Below are 24,034 nucleotides of genomic sequence, written 5' to 3'. Positions count from 1 at the left end.
TAAGAACGGTAAAGCGACCGGGTTCCAGGCCATGCAAGAGTATCAAGACAGTTCCCAGGCGCCCCCAAGCCTGCGCAATCTCCAGATCCTGGAAGTGCTGGCGCGCGAGGCGCGGCCGATGACCGCCACCGAGATCAACGCCAGCCTCGGCCTGCCCAAGCCGACCATCCACCGTCTGGTCGCCACCCTGGAACAAGAGGGCTACCTGTCGCGGCAACTCGATGGGCGCAGCTATCTGCCCGGCCTCAAGCTGCGGCGCATGATGCTGGGCGTCATGCATGCCGGCCAATACGACCTGGCGCGCCACGACGTGCTGGTCCGGCTGTTCGCCTCGGTGGGCGAAACCTGCTCGATCTCGATCCCCGAGGGCGACACGCTGGTCTATGTGGACCGGGTCGAGACGAACTGGCCCTTGCGGCTGGTGATCCGGCTGGGCACCCGCGTGCCGCTGCATGCGACCGCCGCCGGCAAGGTCTGCCTGGCCTTCATGAACCCGCAGAGCGTCGAGCATTTCCTGCGCCACGCCCAACTGCATCCGCATACGCCGAACACCTTCGCCAGCGCCGAAAGCCTGCGCGAAGAGCTGGCGCGCGTGCGCGAACAGGGCCACGCCATCGACGACCAGGAATTCATCCCCGGCATGGTCGGCATCTCGGTCCCGGCGCTGTATTCGCGCGGCCGGGTGCTGGCCGCCGTGACCTTTCACGCGCCCGTCCAGCGCATGTCCCTGGACACGGCCATGACGCATCTGCCGGCGCTGCAACGCGCCGCACGCGAGCTGGCCGACCTGGCCTGACCGGCTCAGCCCGCCCAGACGGCGGGGATCAACCCGCGCAGCGCATTGCCGACCCAAAGCCGGACATGCGGCAGATCCCCGGCCGGCAGCAACTCTTCGCGGCAGGCCCCCTCGGCCAGCATCCCAGCCCGCAGCACGCCCGGCAAAAGCCCGCAGGACAGCGGCGGCGTGCGCATGCCCTGGCCGCGGTCGAAAAAGACCGTGGTGATGGTGCCGTCGCAGACCTCGCCGCGCTCGTTCAGGAAGATCGCCTCCTCGATCCCCTCGGGCAGCGCGGCGCGGGCATCGTCGTATTGCGCCCGCCGCGTGGTCTTGAGCCGCAGCCAGGGATCGCCCGAGCCGAGCCGCGTGCCGGCCAGCGCCAGCCGCCATTCCGGGCGCGACTGCGGCAAGGGGCCCCGCGTCACCTCGATCCGCGCGGCGCGATCCAGCGTCAGCCGCAGCCGCGCCGGCTGGCCGGCAGGCGCAACCAGCGCGGCGCGGGCGGCCTGCGGGTCGCAGGGCCAGCCAAGCGCCTGCGCCCCCGCCGCCAGCCGCGCCAGATGCCCCTCGATCCGGGGACAGCGGGCGCCGTCCCACAGCACCGTTTCGATCAGCCGCAATCCGGGGTCGTCAGATCCTGCGCATAGCGGGCTTTCCATAGCGCCTCCTCCCATTCGCCTTCGGCGGTCGAATCCTGCACCACGCCGCCACCGACATTCAGCGTGACCTCGCCATCCGGCCAGACCGAAAGCGTGCGGATCGCGACCGAGAAGCAGGCCGCGCCGTCCGGTGCCATCCAGCCGATGGCGCCGCAATAGACGCCGCGCGCAAAGGGCTCGACCTCGCGGATGATCTGCATGGCGCGGATCTTGGGCGCGCCGGTGATCGAGCCGCAGGGAAACAGCGCCCGCATCAGCGCGCCCAGCTCGGCCGGGCGTTCCAGCTGGCCCACCACGCGCGAACTCATCTGGTGGACGGTGGCAAAGCTGTCCACGGCGAAAAGCTCGGGCACCCGCACCGAGCCCACGCGCGAGATGCGGGCGATGTCGTTGCGCAGCAGGTCCACGATCATCAGGTTCTCGGCCCGGTTCTTTTCCGATGCCGCCAGCCCCGCCGCCAGGGCCGCGTCGCGCGCCGGATCGGGGTCGCGCGGCGCCGTGCCCTTCATCGGCCGCGCCTCGATCCGGCCCTGCGCGTCAAGGCGGAAGAACAGCTCGGGCGAGCGCGAGACCACCACCGGCCCCTGCCCCAGATCGGCATAGGCGCCGAAGCCCACCGGCTGGCGCGCGGCCAGCGCAGCGTAAAGCTCCAGCGCCGAGCCGGAAACGAGGCGCGAACCGATGGGAAAGGTCAGGTTGATCTGATAGCAATCCCCCGCCGCAATATAGTCGCGGGTCCGGGCAAAGGCGGCGGCATAATCCTGCAGCGAGATCAGCGGCTTCAGCGGCGCCAGCCGGGCCGCGTCGCCCGCGGGCAGCGGCGGGGCCGGCCGGGGCGCGTCATGGACGGCAAAGGCCAGCAGCGGCGTGCGGCGCTCGGCCGGCATGTCGCGGGCCAGCACCGGCTCCAGCGCATAGCCCAGCTCATAGGACAGGTAGCCCGCGATCCATGCCCCCTGCCGGCGCCGGGCCTCCAGATGGTCGAGCGCAGGGGCCACGTCCTCGGGCCGGGTCACCACCAGCAATTCCCGCGGGTCCCGAAACAGGACCGGCCCGCCCCCGGGACCGAATTCGCAAAGGATCACGCGCGCCTCCATTCTCGCGGCGCGGGGTAGCATAGGCAGGGCGGCGCGAACAATGGCCGGCATGGGAACCGCTGCGACAATGCGGCAGAATGCGGAGGTTCCGCCGCCGCCGGGCCTAAAGCGCCAGCGCGACCCAGGCGCCGTTGCGCCTGCTGGAGCGCAGGCAGGCATCGACGAAGGCCACGCCCTCCAACCCCTCGCGGATGCCGGGGAAGGTCACTGCCGGGTCGGGCACGGCGCCGGCGCGACGGGCAAGGATGGCGCGCGCCGCCTCGGCATAGATGTTCGCGAAACCCTCCAGATAGCCCTCGGGATGGCCGGCGGGGATGCGGGTCAGGCGCGCGGCCTCGGCCCCCGTGCCGGAACCGCCTCGCGACAGCCGATAGCGCGGCCGGCCCAGGGGCGCGACCCACAGGTAATTCGGCTCTTCCTGCGCCCATTCGATGCCGGCGCGGGTGCCATAAACCCGCAGCCGCAGCGCATTCTCGCAGCCCGAGGCGACCTGGCTGCACCACAGCATCCCGCGCGCCCCGCCCTGGTAGCGCAGCAGCACATGGCCGTTGTCGTCGACCGCCCGGCCCGGCACGAAGCTTTGCAGGTCGGCGGCCAGTGCCTCAAGCTCCAGCCCGGTCACGAAGCCGGCAAGGTTGAAGGCATGGGTGCCGATGTCGCCGATGGCCCCGCCCGCACCGGATTGCGCCGGATCGGTGCGCCAGCCGGCCTGCTTGTTGCCCGCCTGCTCGATGGGCTCGGCCAGCCAGTCCTGCGCATACTCGACCTGCACCAGCCGGATCTCGCCCAATTCGCCCGCAAGGGTCATGGCACGGGCCTGCCGGACCATCGGATAGCCGGTATAGTTGTGCGTCAGCACGAACAGCGCGTCCGAATCCGCAGCGGCCTTGGCCAGCTTGCGCGCCTCGGGCAGGGTCGCGGTCAGGGGCTTGTCGCAGATGACATGGATGCCGCGTTTCAGGAACTCGCGGGCGACGGGGGCGTGCAGGTGGTTCGGGGTGACGATGGCGACCGCCTCGATCCCGTCCTTGCGCCGCGCCTCGCGCATCGCCATCTGCGCGAAATCGCCATAGGCGCGGCCCACGCCCAGTTCCGCCGCCGAGGCCGCGCTTTTGCCGGGCGTCGAGGAAAAGCAGCCCGCGACCAACTCATACTGGTCGTCGATGCGGGCGGCGATGCGGTGCACGCCGCCGATGAAGGCACCCTGCCCGCCGCCGACCATGCCAAGGCGGATGCGGGGCGCGCGGCGGGATTGCGCGGGAACGGTCTGGGTCATGGCATGCTCCTTGCGGGATGTCCGGCGGCGGCAGGGAGGAGAAGGCCGCCGCCGGATCGGTTGCGCCTAGACGGCGAGGCCGAGACCGGCCTCGACCGAGGATTCCTCGGCCCGGTCCAACAGGCGTTGCAGCGCGGCGCCGCGGGCGAAATCGGGATCGGCCGCGCCCTCGCCCCGGATCGCGGCGATGAAGCGCTGGTAGATCGTCGGCACCGGCGGGCAGTCGACCTCGTGCCAGGCGGCGGTTTCCAGGTCCGGCGACAGGCAGGCGCGCAGCCGGCTGACGCGGTTCTCGAAGCCGACCTCCAGCCCGCCCCGGTCGCCATAAAGCCGCAGCCGCAGGTCATTGAGGTGCCCGGTGGCAAAGCGCGTCGCCGCCACCGTCCCCAGCGCGCCGTTTTCCAGCACGATCTGCATGGTGGCGCTGTCATTGGCGTCCAGCACATAATCCCCGATCCGCCCGCCCGGCGCCTTGTCGAAGGTCTTGAGCAGGCAGGAAACCTGCGCCGCGTCCTGCCCGGCGACATAGGTAGCGAAATCGAGGATATGGATGCCGACATCGCCCAGCACCCCCTTGGAGCCATGCGCGGTCGAAACCCGCCACAGCCATTTCGGGTCGGACCGCCAGTCGCCCCAGCTGGGCTGGGTCAGCCAGCTTTGCAGATAGCTCGCCTCGAAATGCCGCACAGTGCCGATATCGCCCGCGCGCACCATCGCGGCAGCCTTTTGCAGCGCCGGCACGTCGCGATAGCTGAGATTGACCATGTTCACCACGCCGGCCCGCGCCGCCGCCTCGGCCATGGCCCCGGCATCCGCGGCATTGGTGGCCAGCGGCTTTTCGCAAAGCACATGCTTGCCCGCCGCCAAGAGCGGCATGGTGGTCGGGTAATGCGCGGCATCCGGCGTCACGTTGGTCGCGGCGTCGAACCCGCCCCAGGCCAGCGCCTCGTCCAGGCTGGCGAAGCCGTGCGCGATGCCATGTTCGGCGTTGAAGGCGGCCAGCGGCCCGGGCCTGGGGTCCACGCCGCCGACCAGTTCGACGCCGGGAATGGCGGCAAAGGCGCGGGCATGGTTCGCCGCCATGCCGCCGGTGCCGATGACGAGAAGCCGGACCATCAGCGATAGCCCTCTTCGCCGGCGGCATGCAGCTTGGGACCGCGTTCCTCGATCGGCTCCAGCGCCTGCTCGACCGGGACATTGGGCGCGACGGTCGGCTCCGCCAGCCGCGTGGCCGGGTTATGCGCCCATTTCACCGCGTTCAGGATCACCCGCTGCACATTGGCGTCGTGATAGGTCGGATAGGTCTCGTGGCCGGGCCGGAAATAGAATACGTTGCCCGCACCGCGCTTGTAGGTCAGGCCCGAGCGGAACACCTCGCCGCCCGCGAACCAGCTGACGAAGACCGTCTCCAGCGGCTCGGGCACGCCAAAGGGCTCGCCATACATCTCTTCGTGCTCCAGCTCGAAATGATCGGGCAGGCCGGCGGCGATGGGATGGTTGCGCGAGGTCAGCCACAGCCGCTCGCGTTCGCCCGCCTCGCGCCAGGTCAGGTTGCAGGGCGTGCCCATCAGCCGCTTGAACGGCTTGGAGAAATGCGCCGAATGCAAGAAGATCATGCCCATGCCGGACCAGACCGCCTCGGCCACGCGCTCGACCACCGCATCCTGCACCTCGCCATGGGCGCAATGGCCCCACCAGATCAGCACGTCGGTTTCGGCCAGCTTCTCGGCCGTCAGCCCATGCTCGGGGTCTTGCAGGGTGACGCTGCCGGCCGCGATGCCCGCATCGCGGTTCAGCGCCCCGGCAATGGTGTTGTGCATGCCGTCCGGGTAGATCCCCGCGACGGTCTTGTTCTTCTGCTCGTGGACGTTCTCGCCCCAGACAGTGACACGGATGGTCATTCATCGCTCCTTGTTGCTCCCCTGCGGGAGCGGGTGGTGATTTCAGCGGATAGGCGCGTCGTTGGCGTCGAAACGGTGCAGGTGGCCCAGGCGCGGCGCGAGGCTCAGCCGCGTGCCCAGCGGCAGGGCCAGCTTGCCCGACTGGCGCACGACCAGCGGCTCGGCCGCGCCGATCTCGACGAAGAGGTAATGATCGGCGCCCAGATCCTCGGCATGGACGACCTCGCCCGACCACGGGCCGGCCTCGACGATGTCGATATGCTCGGGCCGGATGCCCAGGGTCGCGCAGTCATGCGCATGGGCGAAACCGTCGGTCAGGAAGTTCATCTTGGGACTGCCGATGAACCCGGCGACGAAGGTGGAGTTCGGCCGCTCGTAAAGCTCGGCCGGCGTGCCGACCTGCTCCAGCTTGCCGTCGCGCAGCACGGCGATGCGGTCGGCCAGCGTCATCGCCTCGACCTGGTCATGGGTGACGTAGATCATCGTCACGTCCTCCATGCCGTGGTGCAGCCGGGCGATCTCCAGCCGCGTCTGCACGCGCAGCGCCGCGTCGAGGTTCGACAGCGGCTCGTCGAACAGAAAGACGCGCGGGTCGCGCACGATGGCGCGGCCGATGGCGACGCGCTGGCGCTGGCCGCCGGACAGTTGCTTGGGCAGGCGGTCCAGCAGATGCTCGATCTGCAACAGCCGCGCCGCCTCGCGCACGCGGCGGTCGATCTCGGGTTTGCCGGCCTTGGCCAGCTTCATGCCGAAGGCCATGTTGTCATAGACCTTCATATGCGGGTAAAGCGCATAGCTCTGGAACACCATGGCGATGCCGCGGTCCGAGGGCACCAGGTCGTTCACCCGCTGCCCGTCGAACAGCATGTCGCCGGTGGTGATCTCCTCCAGCCCCGAGACCAGTCGCAACAGCGTGGACTTGCCGCAGCCGGACGGGCCGACAAAGACCATGAACTCGCCCTTGCGGATCTCCAGGTCGATGCCCTTGATGACCTGCAAGCCGCCATAGGACTTGGTGACGTTCTTCAACTCGATCTTGGCCATGGTTCAACCTTTCACGCCGCCGGCGGTCAGGCCCGCCACGATCTTGCGCTGGAAAATGAGGACGAGGACGATCAGCGGCACCGTCACGATGACCGAGGCGGCCATGATCGGACCCCAGGGGATCTCTTGCTCGGACGCGCCCGAAAGCAGGCCGATGGCCACCGGGACCGTGCGCATGCTTTCGGTGCTGGTGAAGGTCAGCGCGAACAGGAATTCGTTCCAGGCGCCGATGAAGGCCAGAAGCCCGGTGGTCACCATCGCCGGCCACAGCAGCGGCAGGAAGACACGGGTGATGATGATCCAGGGGCTGGCGCCGTCGACGATGGCCGCCTCCTCGATCTCGACCGGCAGGTCGCGCATGAAGGTGGTCAGCACCCAGACGGTGAAGGGCAGCGTGAAGATCGTATAGGACAGGATCATCGCCCAATGGGTGTTGAAGATGCCCAAAAAGCGCACCAGTTCGAACAGCCCGGCCAGCACCGCGATCTGCGGGAACATCGACACGGCCAGGATGGTCATCAGCAACAGCCCCCGCCCCCGGAACCGCACCCGCGCCAGCGCGTATGAGGCGGTGACGCCCAGGAACAGCGACAACCCGACCGTCAGCGTCGCGATGATCAGCGAGTTGCCGATGGAATAAAGGAAGTTCTTCGAGCCCAGCACTGCCTGGTAGTTGCGCAGATCGAACCCCGAGGGCAGGTAGTTCACCCGAAACAGCGCCGTCCCCGAGGCAAAGCTGGTCACCACGGCATAGTAGAAGGGAAAGACCGAAAAGACGACGATCACCGCGACCAGCGCATAAAAGCCGATCCGTTTCAGCAGCTTGTGACGGGTCATTTCGAGCCCTCCCCGCCCAGGTCCACGCGGCCGAGCCAGATATAGGCGCTGACGAAGACGGCGATGATCGCGAAAAGCAGCGTCGATTGCGCCGCGCCATAGGCGAACTTGTCGAAGTCGATCATGTTCTCGCGGCTGATGACCGACATGGTCTTGGTGGCCGAACTGTTCGGCGTCAGCACATAGATCAGGTCGAAGATGCGCAGCGCGTCCAGCATGCGGAAGATCACCGCGACCATCAGCGCCGGCTTGATCAGCGGCAGGGTGACGCGGAAGAACACCTTGACCGGATGGATGCCGTCGATCCGCGCCGCCTCGTAGATGTCGCGCGGCACCATCTGCAACCCGGCCAGGATCAGCAGCGCCATGAAGGGCGTGGTCTTCCAGATATCGACGATCAGCACGGCGGTCATCGCTGTCTCGGTGCTGGCGGTCCAGGCGATCTTTTCGCCGATCAGCCCCAGCCGCAGCAGGATGTCGTTCAGGATCCCGAACTGGTCGTTCAGCATCCAGGCCCACATCTTGGCCGAGACGATGGTCGGGATCGCCCAGGGGATCAGGATGGCGGCGCGCACCAGGGCGCGGCCCTTGAACTCGGCATTCAGCACCAGGGCCACGATCAGGCCCAGAACCGTCTCGAACCCGACCGAGATCAGCGAGAAGCGGACGGTGTTCCAGACCGCGTTCCACCAGGCCGGATCGACCAGAGTGCCGCGCCAGACCACCCGCCCCGAGGACAGCGTGCGCATCGACAGGTAGTTGTCGAAGCCGATCCACTCGCCGCCGTAGAGGTTCGACAGCGTGGTGTTGGTCAGTGAGAACCAGATGGTGCGCGCCAGCGGCCAGGCCGCGACGCAAAGCAGCGCGAAAAGCATGGGGGCCAGGAACCAGAAGGCCGCCCTTTGCCGACGCTGCCGCAGGCTGGGACCGCCGCTGCGGCCCGCGATGGGGTCAGTCATGGGGAAACTCCTCATCGGCCGCAGGGGCCGGTCGGGGCCGGCGCAAACCCGCCAGCCCCCGCAAAGCGCCTTACCAGCCCGAGCCTTGCAGATCGGTCAGATCCAGTTCCAGAAGCTCCAGGTTCTCGGCCGCGGTGCCGTTGCCCGACAGCGTGTCATGCACGGCCGACCAGAACTTCGCCGAGATCTCGTTATACTTGCTCTTGACCGGTCCCGAGGGGCGCGGGACCGCATCGGCAAAGACGTCTTTCCAGCGCGGGATCAGCGGCACCGCCTCGGCGATCTCGGCATCGTCGTAAAGCGCGACCACGGTCGGCAGGTTGCCGTCCAGCAGTGCGCGCCGCTTCTGCGCCTCGGCCGAGGCGAGATAAAGCGCCAGATCGACCGCCGCCTCCTGCTTGGTCGAGAATTTCGACACCGCGACGTTCCAGCCGCCCAGGGTCGCGGCCGAGCCGGCCTCCTCGGTGCCGGCGGGCAGGGGCGCCACGTCGAACTTGCCCTTGACCGCGCTGTCCCCGCCCCCGCTCAGCGCAAAGGCATAGGGCCAGTTGCGCATGAAGACCGCGTTGCCGGTCTGCCAGACGCCGCGCGCCTCTTCTTCCTTGTGGGCCAGCACGCCGCGCGGGCTGATGGTGCCGATCCAGCTTGCCGCCAGTTCCAGCGCCGCCACCGCCTGCGGGTTGTTGATCGAGACGGTGCCGTCCGCCTCGACGATCTGGCCGCCGCCAAAGGATTTCACCCATTCCAGCGCGTTGCAGGTCAGTCCTTCATAGGCATTGCCCTGCCAGACGAAGCCCCACAGGTCGCCCTGTCCTTCCGCACGCTCGCCGTCCTGGATCAGCCTGGCGGTCTCGGTCAGTTCGGCCCAGGTCCCGGGCACCTGCTTGCCGTATTTCTCCAGCAGGTCGGTGCGATAATACAGCGCCGGTGCATCGGTATAAAGCGGCAGCGCCACCAGCTTGCCGTCCGAGGTCTGGCTTTCGATGACCGAGGGGAAATGCTCGCCGACGATATCCTTGGCCGCATCGGACAGGTCGACGAAATATTCGGAAAGCTGCGGCGCCCAGATCACGTCGGTCTGATACAGGTCGACGTCCCTGGTCCCCGCCGCCAGCCACAGCCGGTATTGCGCGAACTGGTCCGAACTGGATTGCGGCATCGGCACCAGCGTCACGGTATGGCCGGTGCGCTCCTCCCAGGGCTTCACAAGGTCCTTGAAATGCTCGGCCTGCTTGCCGACCCCGCCCGCGACATAGAACAGCTCGTCCGCCGCGGCAGGCAGCGCGATGCCGCCCATCAGCGCAGCCAATGCGACCGGGCGCAGCGCGCCCCGGCTGAATTTTCCCATCGATTTCCTCCCCTTGGTAAAGGTGCCTCCCCAGCACCGTTCGCAGCTTCGGGGCCTTGTCCATGCCCTTCCGCAGTCAATCCGAAACCTTTCGGGAAGTTTTTACCGCATCCAGCCAATCCGGTCAAGAAATCCGGCAGGACCGCGCGGAACGATCCGAGCGGCAGGCAAAAAACCATGCGTTTCCTGAGAAAATCCGCATTGTGGAGCCCATCGGCAAAGCCGTGCCGCGGGCGCAGCAGATGTCATACGCTAACATGGATATCTCCATCCGAGCCCGATGGCCGTTTTTCAGGCCGAATCGGCCGGAGCAGCCCATAATCGGCCGCGCAGGAGCCTTCCAAAACATTTCGGATGCAGAAATCTGGGGATCCAGCGGCCACGCGCCGGATCGGAAGGCGGCGCCGGAAACCCGGCGCCGCACAAAGGGTCAGCTGCTCAGCAGGCGGCGCAGGCTGGCCAGCGCGCGCTCGCGATCCTCCTGATAGCCGATCAGCCCGGCATAGTCGCCGTTGCCGTCGAAGAGCAGCATGGTCGAGGAATGGTCCATGGTGTAATCCCCGCCCTCCAGCGGCGATTTGCGGGCATAGATGCGGAAAGCCTTGATCGCCTTGGCAACCTCTTCCGGCGTGCCCGAGACGCCAAGCACGCCCGGCACCCACGAGACGTATTCGCGCAGCGCCTCGACCGTGTCGCGTTCGGGATCGACGGTGACGAAGAACACCCGCAGGTTCTTGCCGTCCTCGCCCAGTTCCTCCTGCCAGCTGGCCACATCGCCCAGCGTGGTCGGGCAGACATCCGGGCAATGGGTAAAGCCGAAGAACACCGCCGAGGGCTGTCCCTTCAGCGCGGCCTGGCTGAACTCGGTCCCGTCGGTCGCCGTCAGCCGATACTCGCCCCGCCCCAGCGCCGCGGCGCCGGCATCGGCGACCGAGCCGGAACCGGATCCCGTGCGGGGCGAGACGAACTGGAACCAGCCCAAGCCGGCCAGGGCCAGCACGACCAGCGCCCACAACGCGTAGCGCAGCGGTTTCAGCCCGGATTTGCGTTCAGTGCCCGCCATGGCCATCTCCTTTTTGCGCGCCCGCGTTGCGCGGCCCGACCGCCAGCGGCAGGCTGACCTCGCCCGCCTTTTCAAAGCTCAGGGTAACATTCACCGTCTCGCCCTCGACCAGCGGCTGCTTCAACTCCATGAACATCAGGTGATAGCCGCCAGGCTTCAGTTCAACCGTGCCGCCGGCGGGGATCGGCAGGCCCTCGGGCAGTTCGCGCATCCGCATCACCTCGCCCTCCATGGCCATCTCGTGGATTTCGGTGCGACCCGCGAAATCGGCGCTGGCCGCGACCAGCCGATCCTCGGCCCCGCCGTTGGCGATGGTCAGGAAGCCGCCCGCCACCGGCGCACCGGGGGGTGTGGCGCGGCTGAAGCCGCCGTCCAGCGTCAGGTCGCCCAGGATCACCGGCCCGGCCGAGCTCGCCGCCGCGTGATCGCCATGGCCATGGCCGTGCCCGGCCTTGCCGGCGGCAACGGTCAGGCCCGGCGCCGGGTTCGGCACCTCCTTGCTGCCCGAGACATCGGTCCAGTCCGCCTTGCCATCCGCGCATTCCTGCACGGTCGGGAAATACAGCACCGTGCCCGGCGCCACATCCGCGCCGACGGTGCCGCGGATGACGAATTCGTCATACCAGTCGTCCTGCAATTCGCCGCCGGACCAGATCACCTCGCGCGTGCCCTCGGTCATCTGCGTGCCGTGGTTGTCGAAGGGCTGGGCATAGGGGCCCTTTACCGTCTCCAGCACCCAGCCAGCCTTGGGCATGGGCTTGGCGTTGTAGAAGCCCTCGGGCAGTTCGACCCGCAGGGTGTGGGTGGCCTGGCCGTCGCAGCCATGGCCGATGCGGATCACCGCGCGATAGGCGGCGCCGGCCGGGGCCTCTGACCGCTCCAGCGTGGCATGGGACAGGGCGGGACCGGCCGCAAGGCCAAGAAGCGTGGCGCAAAGCGCGCCGAAAACATGGTTCTGCATGATCGTTCTCATCTGATGGGAATAGCGCCCGCCGGGTCCTGGCCCACGGGCTGCCGAAGCAAGGTTCCGTCAGACGAGCACGGGCGGCCCCCGCGCCGAAGGCGCCAGCATCTCGGCGCGATAAAGGTGGTCGGGCAGATCCAGCACCCGCGCCATGCGCAGCGGCGGCAACAGCGGCACCGGCGCATCGGCGGCAGCGCCCTGCAACAGCGGCTGGCCATGGGGCGCCCAGTCGCAGGCATGGTGATCGGCATGCGGCGCCTCGTCGGCCGGGACCAGGCTGCCATCGGCGGCCACGACCATCTGGACCGGCCCCTCGCCCGAGCACAGCACGACGGTGACGCTGCCCTGCGCGTCGCGGGCGATCATGGTGCCGGGCAGGATCAGCGAAAACAGCAGGAAGGGCAGCACCGCCAGCCAGCAGCACAGTCGCCGCAGCGACGCGCCGCGCCCAAGCCCCGCCGTCCGATATCCGTCCTGAACCCGCATATCCGCAGCCCTGTCAGAAATCCGCGCCGGAGGAAAGGGACAATATGCCGCAATCACCGGCGGATCGTCCGCGCCAGGACGATCACCGGCAGGATGCCGATAAGCACGATGATCAGCGCGGCGATGGCCGCGTCCTCATAGGTGCCGCGCGCCGCCTCGCCGTAAAGATGGGTCGAGAGCGTCTCGAAGTTCAGCGGCCGCAGCAGCAGCGTGGCGGGCAGTTCCTTGACGCAATCGACGAAGATCAACAGCCCCGAGGCCGCCAGCGCCGGGCGCGAGATCGGCACATGCACCTCGCGGAACACCTGGCCGGGGCTGCGCCCCAGCGTCCGCGCCACATGGTCGAGCGAGCGGGGCACCCGGCTCAGCCCCGCCTCGATCCCGCCGCTGGCGATGGCCAGGAAGCGCGCGACATAGGCATAGATCAGCGCCGCGCCGGAACCCAGCAGCAAAAGCCCCGGCCCCACGCCCAGCAGCGCCTGCGAGACCGCGGCGATCTGCCGGTCGGCCAGCGCGATCACCGGCAAGAGCCCGATCGCCAGGATGGTGCCCGGCACGGCATAGCCCAGCGTCGAAAGCCGCACCATCGTCCGGGTCAGGGTGCCGGGCCGCATCCGCGCCGCACCGGTCACCACCAGCCCCAGCAGCAGCGCGACCAGCGTCGCCAGCCCGGCGAAGAAGGCGGTGTTGCCCGCCTCTTCCAGGATGCGCGGCGAAAGCCCGGCAAAGCGATAGCGCGCCCAGGCCGCGCCGGCCAGATACCAGGCCGGGGCCGCAAAGCCGAATGTGACCGGCAGCGCGCAGACCAGCATGGCCCCCCAGGCCCGCCAGCCGCGCAGGCGCGTGCGCCGCAAGGGCTGGCTGCGCTGCGCGCCCGCCGCGTAGCGCTGGCGCCTGCGGCCGCGCCGCTCCAGCATGACCAGCGCCATGGTGATGGCCAGCATCGCCAAGGCGATCTGCGCCGCCCCCGGCAGGTCCGAGCGGTTGATCCATGTCGAATAGACCGAGACGGTCAGCGTGCGCACGCCCAGGAACTCGGCCGCGCCGATGTCGTTCATCGCCTCCATCAGCGCCAGAGCCGTGCCGATGGCGACGGCGGGCCGGGCCAGCGGAATCGCCACGCGCAGGAAGGTGGCGACCGGCCCCGCCCCCAGCGTCCGCCCTGCGTCCAGCAGATTGCCGGCCTGCATCGCGAACAGCGCCCGCACCGGCAGATAGACATAGGGGTAAAGCACCAGCCCCAGCAGCAGGATGCAGCCCGGCATCGAGCGGATGTCGGGCAGGCGGAACTCGCGCGGGCTGGAATAGCCCAGCCAGCCGCGGATCGCGCCCTGCACCGGCCCGACCGGATGCAGCAGGTCCAGATAGGCATAGGCGACGATATAGGTCGGCACCGCCAAGGGCAGCAGCAGCGCCCAGCCGAAAAAGCGCCGCCCTGGGAAATCGCAGGCCGCGACCAGCCAGGCCGTCGCCGTGCCGAGCGTCGCGACGATGATGCCGACGCCCACCAGCAGGATCACCGTCTGCCGCGCCGCGACCGGCAGCACGTTGCTGACCAGATGCGCCCAAAGCCCCGGGCTGCCCTGCAGCGCGAACAGCCCCAGCGCCAGCACCGGCAGCAGAACGAGCGCGGCGACAGCCAGGGCTGCCGCCTGCCAACCCACCCCCGCGCGGACGCGGGGGCGCTGTGCCAGTTCCGGTGTCATGCGGCCTGTGTCCCGGACGGGCTCAGTTGTCGAAGCCCACCGCCTCGGCCAGTTCGCTCGCCGCCTTGCGCTGGCGGGCGATCTCGGTCAGGTCGGTGCCGTCCACCTTGAGATCGGCAATATCCTCGATCACCGGGCTGACCGCGACGCCGGGCTTGACCGGATATTCGAAATTCGCCTCGGCATAGATCTTCTGCGCCTCGTCCGAGACCAGGTATTCCAGCAGTTGCACCGCCTGGTCGCGGTTCGGGGCATTCTTGGCCACCGCCGCGCCCGAGACGTTCACCTGCGTGCCGCCATCCTCGAAGGTGGGCAGGACGACCTTGATCGCCTTGACCCATTCCTCCTGCTCGGGACCGCCGGCGCCGCTGCGCATCAGGCCGACATAGTAGGAATTGGCGATGCCGATCTCGCAGATGCCGCCCATGATGTCGCGGGCCACGTCGCGGTCGCCGCCGCCGGCGGTGCGGGCCAGGTTCGCCTTGACGCCCTCCAGCCAGGTCTTGGCGGCCTCTTCGCCGTGATGCACGATGTAGGAGGCGGTCAGCGCCACGTTATAGGGATGCTGCCCCGAGCGGATGCAGACCTTGCCCTTCCATTCCGGCTTGGCGAGGTCTTCATAGGTAAAGCTCGCAAGATCCAGGTCCTTCTCGGCGTAAAGCACCCGCGCCCGCTGCGACAGCGCGAACCAGTTGCCGTCCTTGTCGCGCAGGTTCTCGGGGATGGCGGCGGAAAGCGCCTCGGATTCGACGGGCTGGGTCAGGCCGCGATCGACCAGATCGACCAGGTTGCCGATATCCACGGTCATCAGCACGTCGGCGGGCGAGGCCTCGCCCTCCTGCTCGACCCGCTCGGGCAGGCCGTCCTTGAGGAAGATGGTATTGACCTTCACCCCGGTCGTTTCGGTGAACGAGGCCAGCAGCGGCTCGATCAGATTCGGCTCGCGCGTGGTGTAAAGGTTCAGTTCCTGGGCGCTTGCGGCAACCGCCTGCGCAGCCAGCACGGCACCGATCAGTCCAGATAGTCCGAGACGCATAGCCTGTCCTCCTTGCGATTTCTCGACATGTTTACTAAACTAATTAGCAATGTAAATAATCCTCATGCGTCTGCGGCCACGAAGGGATGCCGATGAACCAATTCGCCAGCCCTCCCGAATGGGCCAGCCAGGTGGATGCGCGCGATGCCGCGCCGGACCCCGCCCCATCCCTGCCCATGCTGGAGGTTTCGGCGCTGTGCCGCCGCTTCGCAGGCGTGGCGGCGGTCGAGGATGTTGGCTTCGACGTGGCGCAGGGCGAGGTGACCTGCCTGCTCGGCCCCTCGGGCTGCGGCAAGTCGACCACGCTACGCATGATCGCCGGCATCGAGCGGCCCGATTCCGGCGCCGTCCGCATCGGCGGCCGGGCCATGTCCGACGCCGGCGGCTTCCTGCCGCCCGAACGGCGCCCGGTCGGGCTGGTATTCCAGGATTTCGCATTGTTCCCGCATCTGGACGTGGCGGCCAATGTCGGCTTCGGCCTGCAAGGTCCAGCACGGCAGAACCGCGACCGGATCGGCGAGTTGCTGGAGCGCGTCGGCCTGTCCGGCCATGCCGCGAAATATCCGCACGAGCTTTCGGGGGGCGAGCAGCAGCGCGTGGCGCTGATCCGGGCCCTGGCGCCGCGCCCCTGCGTGATGCTGATGGACGAACCGTTCTCCAGCCTCGACCACCGGCTGCGCGACGGGGTGCGCGACGCGGCGCTGGACCTGCTGCGCGAAACCGAAACCACGGTGCTGATGGTCACCCACGATCCCGAAGAGGCGATGCTGATGGGCCATCGCATCGCCGTCATGCGCAAGGGCCGGCTGATCCAGGAAGGCCGCCCGGACGAGCTTTACAACCGCCCGGCAGATCGGGGCGTCGCGGCCTTTTTCTCGGACCTGAACATCGTCTCTGGCCGGGTGTCAGGCGGCCGGGTTCAGACCAGCCTGGGCACCTTTCCGGCCCCCGGCCTTGCCGAAGGCAGCCGGGCCGAGGTCGCCATCCGTCCCCAGCACCTGGTGCCCACCGACCCCGACACCGACACCGGCGGCACGCCGGCCCGGGTCGAGCGTGCGCGCTATCTGGGTCGCGAAAGCCTGATCGAGATGCGGCTGGAACCCGGCGGCGCGGCGATGAAATCCCGCGTTCCCGGCCTGATCCTGCCCGCGCCGGGCAGCCTGATCCACGTCGCCGCCCAGCCGGGCAGCGCCATGGTCTTTGCCTGCGACGGCGAATAGGCGCGGCCGATCCCTACTCGGCCGCCGCGCGGCAGGCGGTGCCGGCCTCCAGCAGCGCGCGGATCTCGGGGCGGCACGAGCCGCAATTGGTGCCCGCCCGCAACGCCTGCCCCACCGCCTCGACCGAGGTCAGGCGCCGGGTGGCGATGGCCTGCACGATGCTGTTCACGCCGATGCCGAAGCAGGCGCAGACCAGCGCGCCTTCGTCCGGGCGGTCGGCGCCGGGGTGGCCGGCCAGCGCCTCGGCGCCGCCCTCGCCCAGCAGCGCCGCGACATGGCTGCGCGACAGGCCCACCGGCCCCGGCGCGACGAACAGCGCCGCCTGCAGCCGGCCATCGCGCAAAAAGGCCAGCCGCACCTGCCCGCGCGTCCGGTCGTGCAGCACCAGCGGCTCGTCCGGCAATCCGAACAGCGCGCGGGCATGGGCGGTCCAGTCCTGCGGCACCTCCAGCCCGGCCAGTTCGGCCTGCTCTCCGCGCGGCAGCGTCGCCCGCGCCCAATAGTCGCAATCCGGCCGGATCGCACCCGCCGAGACGGCAAAGCCGAACCAGCGCGCGGCAAAAGGCCGGATCGCCACCGCCGCCGATTTCAGGGCCGGCTGGCCCGAGACCGGATCGACCGTCCCCGGCACCAGCGCATCGATCCGGCCCGAGGGCGCGGTCTCGCCCGTCCAATGCATCGGCGCAAAGGGATGGCCCGGCGCCACCCGGTCGGTCACCAGCACCCGCAGCACGGCACGGCCATGCGGGCCGCAGACCTCGGCAAGGCTCGCGGGCGTCAGGTCCAGCCGGGCCGCATCGCTGGGGTGCAGTTCCAGGAAGGGCTCGGCCAGATGGCGCGACAGGCGCGGCGACAGGCCGGTGCGGGTCATGGTGTGCCAATGATCGCGCACCCGGCCGGTATTCAGCCGGAACGGATGATCCGCATCCACCGGCTGCGGCGGGCGCGGCGTCACCGCGACCATCCGCGCGCGGCCCGAGGGGGTATGGAACCGCCCGTCGCCAAAGAACCGCCCGCCCTGCCTGCCTGCCGATTGCGGCCACAGAAAGGGCTCCAGCGCGTCATATTCGGCCGCGGTGATCCCGGCATGGGCCGAGATGTCGAAATCGCTGCCCAGCCCGCCTGCGACGCCGGACAGTGCGGCATGTTCGGCAAAGACCTGCGCGGGGCTGGTCCAGCCGAAGGCATCGGCCCAGCCCATGCGGCACCCGACCTCGGCCAGGATGCGCCAGTCGTCGCGCGCCTGCCCGGCGGGGGCGAGGGTGCGGCGCTGGCGGCTGATGCGGCGTTCGGAATTCGTCACCGTGCCGTCCTTTTCGCCCCAGCCGGTCGCCGGCAGCAGGACATGCGCCAGCCGCGTGGTGTCGGTCCGCGCCATGATGTCCGAGACCGCCACGAAATCGCAGCCGGCAATGGCGCGGGAGACGCGATCGGCCTCGGGCATGGTCGCGGCGGGGTTGGTGCAGATGATCCACAGCGCCTTGATCCGACCATCCTCGACCGCGCGGAACATGTCCACGGCCTTCAGTCCCGGCCGCTCGGCCATGCGCGGCGCGTTCCAGAAGCCGCGCACCGCCTCGCGATGCGCCGGGTTCTCGATCTCCAGATGGCAGGCCAGCATGTTGGCCAGCCCGCCGACCTCGCGCCCGCCCATGGCATTGGGCTGGCCGGTGACGCTGAGCGGGCCCATGCCCGGCCGGCCGATGCGGCCGCTGGCGAGATGGCAGTTCAGGATCGCATTCACCTTGTCGGTGCCGCTGTCGGACTGGTTCACGCCCTGCGACCAGACCGTCACCACCTTGTCGCTGCCGCACCACAGGTCGAAGAACTGCCGCAACTGGCTGTGCGCCAGCCCGGTGGCCGAGGGCAGCGTCCCGCGCGCGGCGGCCAGCGCCTCGTCGAACCCGTCCAGATGCGCGGCAGCATCCCCGCCGGCTAGGCCGCGCCGCGCGATCTCGGCCAGCAGCAGGTTGAACAGCGCCGCATCCACGCCCGGCGCCAGCGCCAGATGCAGGTCGGCAATGTCGCAACTCGCGGTGCGGCGCGGATCGACCACCACGACGCGCGTGCCCCGCGCCTCGCGCGCCGCCGCCAGCCGCTGGTAAAGCACCGGATGGCACCAGGCCAGGTTCGAGCCGACCAGCACCACCGTATCGGCCAGCTCCAGATCCTCGTAGAGCCCCGGCACCGTGTCGGTGCCAAAGGCTCGCCGGTGCCCCGCAACGGCCGAGGCCATGCAAAGCCGCGAATTGGTGTCGATATTGGCCGAGCCGATGAAGCCCTTCATCAGCTTGTTGGCGACATAGTAATCCTCGGTCAAAAGCTGCCCCGAGACGTAGAAGGCGACCGAATCCGGCCCGTGCTCGGCGATGGTGTCGCGGAAGCGGTGCGCGACCAGGTCCAGCGCCTCGTCCCAGCCGGCCTCGCGCCCGTGGATGCGCGGGGCGAGCAGCCGGCCGCCATGGCCGACCGTCTCGCCAAGCGCCGAGCCCTTGACGCAAAGCCGGCCCCGGTTCGCGGGATGATCGGGATCGCCCGCAATGCCCAGCCCGCCCTTGCCGTCGGGCGTCGCCAGCACGCCGCAGCCCACGCCGCAATAGGGACAGGTGGTGCGGATGGTCTGCATCGGCTTCCTCATTCGGCGGGAACGGCCGCGGGCCGGGCGGGGGCTTCGGCGGTCGCATCAGCCGCGCGCCGGGGCGAGGTCTTGTGATGCGTGGCATAGATCATGGCGCCGACAAAGGTCAGCCCGCCGACCAGGTTGCCCAGCACGGTCGGGATCTCGTTCCAGATCATGTAGTCCATGATGGTGAACTGCCCACCCAGAAGCAGCCCGGCGGGGAACAGGAACATGTTCACGATGGAATGCTCGAAACCCATGTAGAAGAAGATCAGGATCGGCATCCACATGGCGATGACCTTGCCCGAGACGGTGGTGGACATCATCGCCGCGACCACCCCGGTCGAAACCATCCAGTTGCACATGACCGCGCGGACGAACAGCGTCAGCATCCCCGCCGCGCCATGGGCGGCATAGCCGAGCGTCCGCCCCTCGCCGATATGGCCGATCTTTTCGCCCACCGCGTTCGGCGCCTCGGAAAAGCCGAAGGTGACGATGATCGCCATGAAGACCGCGACGGTGAAGGCGCCGGCGAAATTGCCGCAAAAGACCAGGCCCCAGTTGCGCAGCATGCCGCGCAAGGTCACCCCCGGCCGCCGGTCGATCAGCGCCAGCGGCACCAGCGTGAACACCCCGGTGAGCAGGTCGAAGCCCAGCAGGTAGAGCATGCAGAAACCGACCGGGAACAACAGCGCGCCGATCAGCGGCTCGCCGGTGTTCACGGTGACGGTCACGGCGAAGGCGGCGGCAAGCGCCAGGATCGCGCCGGCCATATAGGCGCGGATCAGCGTGTCCTTGGTGGACATGAAGACCTTGGCTTCGCCGGCATCGATCATCTTCTTCGCGAAATCGGCAGGATTGACATAGGACATGAGTTTGCTCCTTCAGGCGGCGCGGGGGCGCGAGACGAGTTCGGCGCTGATCAGGATGCGGCCCTGTTCGACGCGCACGGGCCAGGTGCGGACCGCGCCCTCGTCGGCCCCCTGCGCGGTGCCCGAGTTCATGTCGAACACCCAGTTGTGCAGCGGGCAGGTCACGCGATCGCCATGCACGATGCCCTCGGACAGCGGGCCGCCCTTGTGCGGGCAACGGTCGTCCAGCGCAAAGACCCGGTCGTCCATGGTGCGGAACACCGCGACGCAGCCCTGCGCGGTGCGGATCACGCGCGCGCCCTGCCGGGGAATGTCCTCCAGGGCGCCGATATCGATGAAAATGGTCATTCCGCAGCCTCCAGCGTCAGATCGGCAAGGGGTGCCCATTTGGGCGTCTCGGTGGTGGTGGAGTGTTCGGCCCAGGGATCGCGGCGATAGACCGACTGGCTGATCTCGAACCGCTCGACCAGCGCGCGGCGGGTGGGCACGTCCTCGATCTGCTCGCGCACCCAGTCGAGCCCGACCTTGGCCACCCATTTATAGGGCCGGTCCAGATAGCGCGCATGTTCGCGGTAAAGCTGGACGAAGGCGGTGATGATCTCGACCGCCTCGTCCTCGGACGGGGTCGCGGCCAGGGGCTCGGTCTCCTTCACCTCCATCCCGGCGGCGCCGGCGACGCTGATCTGGTAGCCGCTGTCGACGCAGACCACGCCCACGTCCTTGCAGGTCGCCTCGGCGCAGTTGCGCGGGCAGCCCGAGACGCCCAGCTTGACCTTGTGCGGCGTCCACGAACCCCAAAGCAGCTTTTCCAGCCGGATGCCCAGCCCGGTCGAATCCTGGGTGCCGAAGCGGCAGAACTCGCTGCCGACGCAGGTCTTCACCGTGCGCAACCCCTTGGAATAGGCATGGCCCGAGACCAGCCCGGCGGCGTTCAGGTCGGCCCACATATGCGGCAGGTCCTCTTTCTTCACGCCCAGCAGGTCGATGCGCTGGCCGCCGGTGACCTTGACCATCGGCACGGCATATTTCTCGGCTGCGTCGGCGATGGCGCGCAACTCGGAGGGCGTGGTGACGCCGCCCCACATGCGCGGCACCACCGAATAGGTGCCGTCCTTCTGGATATTGGCGTGGTTCCTTTCGTTCACGAAACGCGACTGGCGGTCGTCGCGATAGTCCAGCGGGTATTCGGCCAGCAGGTAATAGTTCAGCGCCGGGCGGCAGGAATGGCAGCCGCCCACCGTTTTCCAGCCCAGTTCCTGCATGACGGCCGGGATCGACTTCAGCCCCATGGAGCGGATCAGCCGCCGCACGTCCTCGTGGCTGTGATCGGTGCATTTGCACATGCCGGCGGGCGCGGGCGCGACGAAGCCGTCGCCCAGCGTCAGCTTCATCACCTGCTCGACCAGCCCGGTGCAGGTGCCGCAGGAGCCGCTGGCCTTGGTGCAGGCGCGCACCGCCTCCAGCGTGGTGGCGCCATTCAGCACCGCGTCGGTGATCGCTCCCTTGCAGACGCCGTTGCAGCCGCAGATCTCCGCCTCAGGCGGCAAGGCTGCAACGGCCGCCATAGGGTCCAGCTTGGCCCCCCCCTGGAAAGCCGGGCCGAAGATCAGCGTGTCGCGCATCTCGCCGACGTCGGTTTCGTCCTTCATCAGCCCATAGAACCAGTTGCCGTCGGCGGTGTCGCCATACATGACCACGCCGACGATGCGGTCGTTTTCCAGCACCAGCCGCTTGTAGATGCCGCGGCCGGGGTCGCGGAACACGATGTCCTCGCGCCCCTCGCCCTCGGCGAAGTCGCCGGCGCTGAACAGGTCGCAGCCCGTCACCTTCAGCTTGGTCGCGGTCTGCACCGGGCGGAACGCAGCCTCCTCGCCCAGCAGGGTCCGGGCCAGCACCTTGGCCTGGTCGTAAAGCGGCGCGACAAGGCCGAAGACCTGGCCCCGATGCTCGACGCATTCGCCAAGCGCGAAGATATGCGGATCGCTGGTGCGCAGGGCGTCATCGACGACGATGCCGCGCTCGACCTCCAGATGCGCGTCGTTGGCCAGCCGCACCTCGGGGCGGATGCCCACCGCCATGCAGACCAGGTCGGCAGGGTGGACGGTGCCGTCCTCCAGCAGCACCGCCTCGGCTTGGCCATGACCCAGGATCGCCTTGGTCGCACCCTTGCAATGCACCTTGATGCCGCGCCGCTCCAGGTCGCGTTGCAGCAGGTAGCCGGCGGCGGGGTCCAGTTGCCGCTCCATCAGGTGGCCCATCAGGTGGACGACGGTGACGCGGGCGCCGCGCGCCGCCATGCCGGCCGCGGCCTCAAGGCCCAGAAGCCCACCGCCGATCACCACGGCATCCTTGCCGGCCACGCCGGCCTCGATCATCGCGTTGGTGTCCTCGAGGTCGCGATAGGTCACCACGCCCGGCAGGTCGCTGCCCGGAACCGGAATGATGAAGGGCGCCGAGCCGGTGGCGATGACCAGCGCGTCATAGGGTGCGCCGCCCGCGTTGGAATAGACGGCGCGATTGGCGCGGTCGATCCTGACCACCGGCTCGCCGAAGCGGCAATCGACGCCATGCGCGGCATACCAGTCCGCGTCGTGGGTGACGATCTGCTCATAGGTCTTTTCGCCCGACAGGACCGGCGACAGCATCAGCCGGTTGTAATTGCCGCGCGGCTCGGCATTGAACAGGGTGACATGCCATTCGCCGGGCGCGGCCTCGAACAGCTGCTCCAGCAGGCGGCCCGAGGCCATGCCGGCGCCGATGACGACAAGTTTCTTCATGGCGTGACTCCTTTCTCAGGCGGCTTGCAGGGGCGCGCGGCCCATCTGGCGGATCGAGGCGTGCATCCACAGCGCGCAGAGCCCGACCAGCAGGAACAGCGCCATGAAGCAGCTGGACCACAGCCCGGTCTGGTCGCGCAGCCAGCCGAAGAGCAGCGGCAGGGCAAAGCCGCCCAGACCGCCGATCATGCCGACCAGCCCGCCGACCGCGCCGACATGGCCGGGGTAATAGCTGGGGATGTGCTTGTAGACGGCCGCCTTGCCCAGGCTCATGAAGAAGCCCAGCACAAAGATCACCGCCAGGAAGACCGGCACCGGCACCCCCGCCGGGATCGACAGGATCGCCGTCGCGACCAGCGAGACGATGAAGGTCGCATACATCACCGCCCGCGCCCCGATCCGGTCGGACAGCACCCCGCCATAGGCGCGGAAGATCGAGCCGGGGATGGAATAGGCCGCGCCGATCATGCCGGCGGTCCCGACACCGAAGCCATAGACCTGCGTCAGGTAATGCGGCAGCCACAGCGCCAGCGCCACGAACCCGCCGAAGCTGAAGAAGTAATAGGCCGAGAAGCGCCAGACCCGCACCTGACCCAGCGGCGCGAACTCGGCACGCAGCGGCGCCTTGCGGCCGGCCCCTGCGGCGGTGACGGGATCGTCCTTGCTGAGCAGCCAGAACAGCACGGCGGCCAGCGCCAGCGCGGCGGCCCAGATCTGCGCGGTCGCCTGCCAGCCCAGCGCCAGCATGACGAAGGGCGCGGCGAACTTGGTCACGGCGGCCCCGACATTGCCGGTGCCGAAGATGCCCAGCGCCGTGCCCTGCCGCCCCTCGGCATAGAAGCGCGAGACATAGGCCACGCCGACGGCAAAGGAACCGCCGGCCAGCCCGACGCCCAGCGCCGCCAGCAGCATCTGCAGCCAGGTCGTGGCAAGGGACAAAAGGAACGTCGCGACGGCGGCGGAAAGCATGGTCATCGTATAGACCAGCCGCCCGCCCAGCCGGTCGGTCAGCACGCCCAGCCCGATGCGCACCAGCGAGCCGGTCAGGATCGGCAGGCCGATCAGCAGGCCGAACTGGGTTTCGGTCAGGGAAAGCTGCTCGCGGATCTGCAGGCCGATGATCGAGAAGATCGTCCAGACGGCGAAGCAGATGGTAAAGGCGAAGGTCGAGAGGCCCAGCGCGCGGCTGGCCTCGGATGGCGGAACGGGGGGAACGGCGGGCATGGTGGCTCCGATGCGTTGCTGATGGCGAAGGCTGTCGGAAAGCGCGGACGGGCGGCGAAAGGCCGCAGCGGGATTGCGCTTTCGGAGGAGAGGATTTCCGCATCGTCGCGGGAATCCGTGCCGCATCATTGCGAGCGGGCCGTTGGCGCGCCGTTGCGCCGGGCCAT

The 24,034-nt window shown here is 68.7% G+C and carries 21 protein-coding genes; 2 read left to right on the top strand and 19 right to left on the bottom strand.

Annotation, left to right across the window (positions count from 1 at the left end):
- Window positions 1-31 precede the first annotated feature (31 nt).
- Window positions 32-796, top strand: coding sequence for an IclR family transcriptional regulator (locus tag QPR87_RS10235; protein ID WP_285049492.1), 765 nt, complete (start codon window positions 32-34; stop codon window positions 794-796).
- Between the two features lie 5 nt (window positions 797-801).
- Here the strand turns inward: QPR87_RS10235 and QPR87_RS10230 are convergent, their stop codons facing one another.
- The 14 genes from QPR87_RS10230 to QPR87_RS10165 all read right to left on the bottom strand — a co-directional run bounded on the left by QPR87_RS10230 (window position 802) and on the right by QPR87_RS10165 (window position 15,154).
- Window positions 802-1,437, bottom strand: coding sequence for an aminotransferase class IV family protein (locus QPR87_RS10230; RefSeq protein ID WP_041530482.1), 636 nt, complete (start codon window positions 1,435-1,437; stop codon window positions 802-804).
- A complete protein-coding gene (locus tag QPR87_RS10225; RefSeq protein WP_285049490.1) occupies window positions 1,389-2,522 on the bottom strand; it encodes an aminodeoxychorismate synthase component I in 1,134 nt (377 codons plus the stop codon). Before QPR87_RS10225 ends, QPR87_RS10230 begins: the two co-directional genes overlap by 49 nt.
- Window positions 2,523-2,637: 115 nt before the next feature.
- A complete protein-coding gene (locus tag QPR87_RS10220) occupies window positions 2,638-3,810 on the bottom strand; it encodes a Gfo/Idh/MocA family protein (RefSeq protein WP_285049488.1) in 1,173 nt (390 codons plus the stop codon).
- Window positions 3,811-3,876: 66 nt separating this feature from the next.
- On the bottom strand, window positions 3,877-4,926 hold the full coding sequence (locus tag QPR87_RS10215) for a Gfo/Idh/MocA family protein (protein ID WP_285049486.1): 1,050 nt from the start codon (window positions 4,924-4,926) through the stop codon (window positions 3,877-3,879).
- A complete protein-coding gene (locus QPR87_RS10210) occupies window positions 4,926-5,711 on the bottom strand; it encodes a ThuA domain-containing protein (RefSeq protein ID WP_231000034.1) in 786 nt (261 codons plus the stop codon). The genes QPR87_RS10215 and QPR87_RS10210 overlap by 1 nt, the downstream gene beginning before the upstream one ends.
- A 42-nt stretch (window positions 5,712-5,753) precedes the next feature.
- Window positions 5,754-6,755, bottom strand: coding sequence for an ABC transporter ATP-binding protein (locus tag QPR87_RS10205; protein WP_285049483.1), 1,002 nt, complete (start codon window positions 6,753-6,755; stop codon window positions 5,754-5,756).
- A 3-nt stretch (window positions 6,756-6,758) separates the two neighbouring features.
- Complete coding sequence (locus QPR87_RS10200; RefSeq protein WP_011750666.1) at window positions 6,759-7,592, bottom strand: carbohydrate ABC transporter permease; 834 nt, start codon at window positions 7,590-7,592, stop codon at window positions 6,759-6,761.
- Entirely contained in the window at window positions 7,589-8,551 is a 963-nt protein-coding gene (locus QPR87_RS10195; protein ID WP_011750667.1) for a carbohydrate ABC transporter permease, read from the bottom strand. The genes QPR87_RS10200 and QPR87_RS10195 overlap by 4 nt, the downstream gene beginning before the upstream one ends.
- A gap of 70 nt (window positions 8,552-8,621) precedes the next feature.
- The gene (locus QPR87_RS10190; protein WP_285049481.1) at window positions 8,622-9,899 is read right to left on the bottom strand and encodes an ABC transporter substrate-binding protein; all 1,278 of its coding nucleotides are present in this window, start codon (window positions 9,897-9,899) and stop codon (window positions 8,622-8,624) included.
- Window positions 9,900-10,329: 430 nt separating this feature from the next.
- A complete protein-coding gene (locus QPR87_RS10185; RefSeq protein ID WP_011750669.1) occupies window positions 10,330-10,962 on the bottom strand; it encodes an SCO family protein in 633 nt (210 codons plus the stop codon).
- Window positions 10,949-11,923 (bottom strand): DUF1775 domain-containing protein, encoded by a 975-nt coding sequence (locus QPR87_RS10180; protein ID WP_199766636.1) that lies wholly within the window; start codon window positions 11,921-11,923, stop codon window positions 10,949-10,951. The genes QPR87_RS10185 and QPR87_RS10180 overlap by 14 nt, the downstream gene beginning before the upstream one ends.
- 69 nt (window positions 11,924-11,992) lie before the next feature.
- Window positions 11,993-12,412, bottom strand: coding sequence for a DUF2946 family protein (locus tag QPR87_RS10175; protein ID WP_285049478.1), 420 nt, complete (start codon window positions 12,410-12,412; stop codon window positions 11,993-11,995).
- 53 nt (window positions 12,413-12,465) lie between these two features.
- Window positions 12,466-14,118 carry an ABC transporter permease gene (locus QPR87_RS10170; RefSeq protein ID WP_285049477.1) on the bottom strand — a complete coding sequence of 551 codons (1,653 nt, stop codon included), beginning with the start codon at window positions 14,116-14,118 and terminating at the stop codon, window positions 12,466-12,468.
- Between the two features lie 22 nt (window positions 14,119-14,140).
- Complete coding sequence (locus QPR87_RS10165; RefSeq protein WP_011750673.1) at window positions 14,141-15,154, bottom strand: Fe(3+) ABC transporter substrate-binding protein; 1,014 nt, start codon at window positions 15,152-15,154, stop codon at window positions 14,141-14,143.
- 92 nt (window positions 15,155-15,246) lie between these two features.
- Here QPR87_RS10165 and QPR87_RS10160 point away from each other — a divergent pair, with 92 nt between their 5' ends.
- Window positions 15,247-16,374, top strand: coding sequence for an ABC transporter ATP-binding protein (locus tag QPR87_RS10160; protein ID WP_285049476.1), 1,128 nt, complete (start codon window positions 15,247-15,249; stop codon window positions 16,372-16,374).
- 13 nt (window positions 16,375-16,387) lie between these two features.
- Here the strand turns inward: QPR87_RS10160 and QPR87_RS10155 are convergent, their stop codons facing one another.
- The 5 genes from QPR87_RS10155 to QPR87_RS10135 are packed head-to-tail and all read right to left on the bottom strand — an operon-like array spanning window position 16,388 to window position 23,867.
- A complete protein-coding gene (locus tag QPR87_RS10155; protein ID WP_285049475.1) occupies window positions 16,388-19,000 on the bottom strand; it encodes a nitrate reductase in 2,613 nt (870 codons plus the stop codon).
- Window positions 19,001-19,008: 8 nt separating this feature from the next.
- On the bottom strand, window positions 19,009-19,866 hold the full coding sequence (locus QPR87_RS10150; protein ID WP_231000040.1) for a formate/nitrite transporter family protein: 858 nt from the start codon (window positions 19,864-19,866) through the stop codon (window positions 19,009-19,011).
- A 12-nt stretch (window positions 19,867-19,878) separates the two neighbouring features.
- Entirely contained in the window at window positions 19,879-20,214 is a 336-nt protein-coding gene (nirD, locus tag QPR87_RS10145; protein ID WP_104492759.1) for a nitrite reductase small subunit NirD, read from the bottom strand.
- Window positions 20,211-22,643, bottom strand: a complete 2,433-nt coding sequence (gene nirB / locus QPR87_RS10140; RefSeq protein WP_285049471.1) for a nitrite reductase large subunit NirB — start codon at window positions 22,641-22,643, stop codon at window positions 20,211-20,213. Before nirB ends, nirD begins: the two co-directional genes overlap by 4 nt.
- 15 nt (window positions 22,644-22,658) lie before the next feature.
- The gene (locus QPR87_RS10135; RefSeq protein ID WP_285049468.1) at window positions 22,659-23,867 is read right to left on the bottom strand and encodes an MFS transporter; all 1,209 of its coding nucleotides are present in this window, start codon (window positions 23,865-23,867) and stop codon (window positions 22,659-22,661) included.
- Between the last annotated feature and the right edge of the window lie 167 nt (window positions 23,868-24,034).

This window comes from Paracoccus sp. SSJ, from assembly GCF_030234105.1.
Lineage (GTDB): Bacteria > Pseudomonadota > Alphaproteobacteria > Rhodobacterales > Rhodobacteraceae > Paracoccus > Paracoccus denitrificans.
The sequence above is the reverse complement of the archived record's forward strand: the minus strand, read 5'-3'. Positions and strand labels throughout refer to the sequence as shown.